The 6,049-nt window shown below is 59.5% G+C and carries 4 protein-coding genes and 1 pseudogene; all 5 read left to right on the forward strand.

Translation table 11 applies throughout. The features are described from left to right. A pseudogene (prpB, locus tag VIL80_RS04465) lies at positions 1-265 on the forward strand (methylisocitrate lyase); the annotation flags it as partial. Positions 266-322: 57 nt separating this feature from the next. Then, positions 323-1,447 carry a bifunctional 2-methylcitrate synthase/citrate synthase gene (gene prpC / locus VIL80_RS04470; RefSeq protein ID WP_332034950.1) on the forward strand — a complete coding sequence of 375 codons (1,125 nt, stop codon included), beginning with the start codon at positions 323-325 and terminating at the stop codon, positions 1,445-1,447. A gap of 168 nt (positions 1,448-1,615) precedes the next feature. Beyond that, complete coding sequence (acnD, locus tag VIL80_RS04475; RefSeq protein ID WP_332034951.1) at positions 1,616-4,213, forward strand: Fe/S-dependent 2-methylisocitrate dehydratase AcnD; 2,598 nt, start codon at positions 1,616-1,618, stop codon at positions 4,211-4,213. Positions 4,214-4,215: 2 nt separating this feature from the next. Further along, positions 4,216-5,394 carry a 2-methylaconitate cis-trans isomerase PrpF gene (gene prpF / locus VIL80_RS04480; protein WP_332034952.1) on the forward strand — a complete coding sequence of 393 codons (1,179 nt, stop codon included), beginning with the start codon at positions 4,216-4,218 and terminating at the stop codon, positions 5,392-5,394. A 427-nt stretch (positions 5,395-5,821) separates the two neighbouring features. After that, positions 5,822-6,049: nuclease-related domain-containing protein (locus VIL80_RS04485; RefSeq protein WP_332034953.1), on the forward strand; the 228-nt coding region annotated here is incomplete at its 3' end.

The raw sequence follows: 6,049 nt of genomic DNA on the forward strand, positions 1-6,049 counted from the left end.
ACCGATTCTTGCCAACATCACCGAGTTCGGCCAGACCAAGCTGTACAACAAGGCAGAACTCGCGGAATCCGGTGCCGACATGGTGCTGTACCCGCTGTCTGCGTTCCGCGCCATGAACAAAGCCGCGGAAAACGTCTATACCAGCATTCTGGCCAATGGCGACCAGCAGGCCGTGGTAGACACCATGCAGACCCGTGCCGAACTGTATGACTACCTGAACTACCACGAGTTTGAAGACAAGCTCGATGCGCTATTCAAGAAGTAAAAATCAAGAAGTAGAAATTCTTAAATTAATAATTCGCGAGAAAAGAGGACTCTAGAGATGGCAGAGAAAAAAGTTGGCGGAGCAGGCCTGCGCGGCCAGGTAGCTGGTAAAACCGCACTTTCCACCGTAGGCGTATCCGGTTCCGGTCTTACTTACTGCGGCTACGACGTCAAAGACCTGGCAGAAAACTGCGAGTTCGAAGAAGTCGCGTACCTGATTTTCAACGGCGAACTGCCCACCACCGCTCAGCTGGCGGACTACAAAGGCATTCTGAAAACCATGCGCGGCCTGCCGCTGGCGCTGCGCGAAGTACTCGAGCGCATCCCCGCCGACGCGCACCCGATGGATGTCATGCGTACCGGCTGCTCCATGCTGGGCAACCTGGAAGGCGAAGAGTCCTTCGCACAGCAACAGGACCGCGCCAACCGCTTGCTGGCCGCATTCCCGTCCATCATCTGTTACTGGTACCGCTTCACCCACGACGGCGTGCGCATCGAAACCGAAACCGATGACGATTCCATCGGCGGCCACTTCCTGCACATGCTGCGCGACGAGAAGCCGAACGACCTGCACGCACAGGTAATGAACGTATCCCTGATCCTGTACGCAGAGCACGAGTTCAACGCCTCCACCTTCACCGCGCGCGTATGTGCCTCCACCCTGTCTGACCTGTTCAGCTGCATCACCGGCGCCATCGGCTCCCTGCGTGGCCCGCTGCACGGCGGCGCCAACGAAGCAGCGATGGAACTGATTGAGCGTTTCTCCTCCGCCGACGAAGCAGAAAAAGAACTGCTGGGCATGCTCGAGCGCAAAGAAAAGATCATGGGCTTCGGTCACGCGGTCTACACCGAATCCGACCCGCGCAACGCCATCATCAAGCAGTGGTCCGAAAAACTGGCCGCCGACGTGGGCGACACCGTGCTGTACCCGGTTTCCGTACGCTGCGAAGAAGTCATGTGGCGCGAGAAGAAGCTGTTCTGTAACGCCGACTTCTTCCACGCGTCCGCGTACCACTTCATGGGCATCCCCACCAAACTGTTTACGCCGATCTTCGTAATGTCCCGCGTAACCGGCTGGGCCGCCCACGTGTTTGAACAGCGCGCCGACAACCGCATCATCCGCCCGAGCGCGGAATATGTCGGTCCGGAACTGCGTAAAGTGACTCCGATCGCCGCGCGTTAATAGCAGCACTGTACTTGACGCGAAGGTGTCGGTAGCGGGTCGGGTTTTGCTGGACTGTCTGCGAGAGGGATCTCGCAGCCAAGCCCCCATGGATGGGTTCACGGCGTGTCCAGCAAATCCCTACCCGGTGCCAGCACCGCCACCCATCTACCCGATTGCGTGAACCAAATGAACACCGAATTTCGCAAAAAGCTCCCCGGCACAGACTTAGATTTTTTCGACACACGTGAAGCAGTCGAAAAAATCCAACCGGGTGCCTACGCCAAACTGCCGTACACCTCGCGCATCCTCGCCGAAAACCTGGTGCGCCGCTGTGAGCCGGAAAAACTCACCGAATCCCTCAAGCAGATCATCGAACGCAAGCGCGACCTGGATTTCCCCTGGTTCCCCGCGCGCGTCGTCTGCCACGATATTCTCGGCCAGACCGCACTGGTGGACCTCGCCGGCCTGCGCGACGCCATCGCAGAGCAGGGCGGTGACCCCGCCAAAGTAAACCCGGTGGTGCCCACCCAGCTGATCGTCGACCACTCCCTGGCCGTCGAACACGCCGGTTTTGAAAAAAACGCGTTTGAAAAAAACCGCGAAGTAGAAGAGCGCCGCAACGAAGACCGCTTCCACTTCATCAACTGGACCAAAACCGCGTTTGAAAACGTCGACGTAATCCCGCCCGGCAACGGCATCATGCACCAGATCAACCTCGAGAAAATGTCTCCGGTGGTGCAGGTGAAGAATGGCGTGGCCTTCCCGGATACCTGCGTCGGCACCGACAGCCACACCCCGATGGTGGATGCGCTCGGCGTAATCTCCGTGGGCGTGGGCGGCCTTGAAGCTGAAAGCGTCATGCTCGGCCGCGCCTCCTACATGCGCCTGCCCGACATCGTCGGTGTCGAACTGACCGGCAAACTGCAGCCCGGCATCACTGGTACCGACATGGTACTGGCACTGACCGAATTCCTGCGCCGCGAGCGCGTAGTGGGTGCGTATCTCGAATTCTACGGCGAAGGCGCCTCCAGCCTGAGCCTGGGCGACCGCGCCACCATCGCCAACATGACGCCCGAGTACGGCGCCACCGCCGGTATGTTCGCCATCGACGAGCAGACCATCGACTACCTGAAGCTCACCGGCCGCGACGACGCGCAGGTAGCCCTGGTAGAAAAATTCGCGAAAGAAACCGGCCTGTGGGCGGATTCCTTGAAAGACGCCGAATACGAGCGCGTGCTCAAGTTCGACCTGTCTTCCGTAACCCGCAACCTGGCCGGCCCGTCCAACCCGCACGCACTGCTGCCGGTATCCGAACTGGGCTCTCGTGGAATAGCGAAGGCTTGGAAGGAAGAAGAGGGCCTGATGCCCGACGGCGCGGTGATCATTGCCGCGATCACCAGCTGCACCAACACCAGCAACCCGCGCAACATGATTGCCGCGGGCCTGATTGCGCGCAACGCCAACAAGCTCGGCCTGACCCGCAAGCCCTGGGTGAAAACCTCCCTGGCTCCCGGTTCCAAAACCGTAAAAATGTACCTGGAAGAAGCCGACTTGCTGCCGGAACTGCAGCAACTGGGCTTCGACGTGGTCGCGTTTGCCTGCACCACCTGTAACGGCATGAGCGGCGCGCTGGACCCGGTGATCCAGAAAGAAGTGATCGACCGCGACCTGTACGCCACCGCCGTACTGTCCGGCAACCGCAACTTCGACGGCCGTATCCACCCCTACGCCAAGCAGGCGTTCCTGGCTTCGCCGCCGCTGGTAGTTGCGTATTCCATCGCCGGTACCATCCGCTTCGATATCGAGAAAGACACCCTGGGTTACGACAAAGACGGCAACCCGGTGACCCTGAAAGATATCTGGCCGAGCGACGAAGAGATCGACGCGATCGTCAAACAGAGCGTGAAGCCCGAGCAGTTCCGCGAGGTCTACATCCCGATGTTCGATTTGGCCAAGGCCGAATCCGAGAAGGGCGACCCGCTGTACAACTGGCGCCCGCAGAGCACCTACATCCGCCGCCCGCCGTACTGGGAAGGCGCGCTGGCCGGTGAGCGCGCGCTGAAAGGCATGCGCCCGCTGGCGGTGCTGGGTGACAACATCACCACCGACCACCTGTCACCGTCCAACGCGATCCTCGCCAGCAGTGCCGCCGGTGAATACCTGGCGAAAATGGGCCTGCCGGAAGAGGACTTCAACTCCTACGCCACCCACCGCGGCGATCACCTCACCGCCCAGCGCGCCACCTTCGCCAACCCGAAACTGTTGAACGAAATGGTGCGCGACGAGAACGGTGAAGTGAAGCAGGGCTCGCTGGCCCGCGTTGAGCCGGAAGGTAAAGTCACCCGCATGTGGGAAGCCATCGAAACCTACATGGACCGCAAGCAGCCGCTGATCATCATCGCCGGCGCCGACTATGGCCAGGGATCGTCGCGCGACTGGGCCGCCAAGGGCGTGCGCCTCGCCGGTGTGGAAGCGATTGTGGCCGAAGGCTTCGAGCGTATTCACCGCACCAACCTGATCGGCATGGGCGTGCTGCCGCTGGAGTTCCTGCCGGGCACCACCCGCACGACTCTGGGCATCGACGGCACCGAAACCTATGACGTAGTGGGCGAGCGCACCCCGGGCGCAACCCTCACGCTGCTGATCCACCGTAAGGATGGTGAAACCGTGGAAGTGCCGGTGAAATGCCGCCTGGATACCGCAGAAGAAGTTTCCATCTATGAGGCCGGCGGTGTACTGCAGCGCTTCGCCAAGGACTTCCTGGAAGCGGAGGCAACAGCCTGATCATGACTTTTGCACCACAAATCAAAGTGCCCGCCACCTACATGCGTGGCGGCACCAGCAAGGGTGTGTTCTTCCGTCTGCAGGACCTCCCGGAATCCGCACAGGTTCCGGGCGCCGCGCGCGACAACTTCCTGCTGCGGGTGATCGGCAGCCCGGATCCCTACGGCAAGCAGACCGACGGCATGGGCGGAGCCACCTCCAGCACCAGCAAAACCGTCATCCTGTCGAAGAGCGAGCAGCCAGAGCACGACGTGGATTACCTGTTCGGCCAGGTCTCCATCGACAAGCCGTTTGTGGACTGGTCCGGCAACTGCGGCAACCTCACCGCCGCCGTCGGTGCCTTCGCCATCAACAGCGGTTTTGTGGATGCAGCGCGTGTGCCAGCGAACGGCATCTGCACCGTGCGCATCTGGCAGGCCAACATCAAGAAAACCATCATCGCCCACGTACCCATCACCAATGGGGAAGTTCAGGAGACCGGTGATTTCGAACTGGACGGCGTCACCTTCCCCGCGGCAGAAGTGCAGATCGAATTCATGGACCCGGCGGATGGGGAAGGGGCGATGTTCCCCACTGGTAACCTGGTGGACGACCTGGAAGTGCCCGGCGTCGGCACCCTGAAAGCCACCATGATCAACGCCGGTATCCCCACCATCTTCGTCAATGCCGCGGATATCGGTTACACCGGTACCGAACTGCAGGAAGCCATCAACGGTGACGACAAGGCGCTCGCCATGTTCGAAACCATCCGTGCCCACGGCGCGGTGAAGATGGGCCTGATCGCAAAGGTCGAAGAGGCAGCCGCTCGCCAGCATACCCCCAAGGTCGCGTTTGTCGCGGAGCCCAAGGGCTATGCGGCCTCCAGTGGCAAGCAGGTGGACGCGGGTGAAATCGACCTGCTGGTGCGCGCGCTCTCCATGGGCAAACTGCACCACGCCATGATGGGCACCGCCGCGGTGGCCATCGGCACCGCCGCCGCCATTCCCGGCACCCTGGTCAACCTGGCCGCCGGGGGCGGGGAGCGCAGCGTGGTGAACTTCGGCCATCCATCCGGCACCTTGCGGGTCGGCGCGGAAGCGGAAATTGCCAACGGCGAGTGGACGGCGACCAAGGCTATCATGAGCCGCAGTGCGCGGATTCTGATGGAAGGGTGGGTGCGGGTGCCCGGCGATTCCTTTTAGTCCGCTTTGCAGTAAAAGCTGCGAATAGCCGAGAACTGTCTAAGCTGACATCGGAAGTTAAAAAGCGAGCCTCTAACGAGGCTCGCTTTTTTTATATGTGTTATTCGCTGATTAACATTTAGCCGAAATGCACAATTTAACCCCCGATAACCGCATTGCATCATCGCCAATTCAGTGAGCAGAACCTAAGTCATTGACTTAAAAAGGAATTCAAATACTATCGAGCGAAGCACTATTTGACCAGGTTATCGGATGATCACGCCAAAAAATGCTATCCGAGCCTGTCATGGGTAAAAATTTCGCCCTTTGTGGTAATCATTTGCCGATGCGAATACGCGCTAACGCACTGTAATCGAGATGGATATGCGAGTATCGATCAAGGAAGATCATCTGCTGTTACTTTTTACGCACTGCGACTGAGGGCTTTATGGCTAAATTAATTCCTGCCCTCAGTTCCTGCCTTTCCAAAATGACCTCAGGTGAAAAGCGCTTCGCTCGGCGCCTGGAAGCATTGCTTGAGGATGATTACCTCTGTTGGTTTGATATCCCCCTGGGGATGAAGCGCCGTTACCCGGACTTTATAATTCTGCACCCCGCAAGAGGCATTCTTTTTTTAGAGATTAAAGACTGGAAGGCATCCAGCATCAAACGTGTT

The organism is Microbulbifer sp. (assembly GCF_036563125.1).
Taxonomy (GTDB): Bacteria; Pseudomonadota; Gammaproteobacteria; order Pseudomonadales; family Cellvibrionaceae; genus Microbulbifer.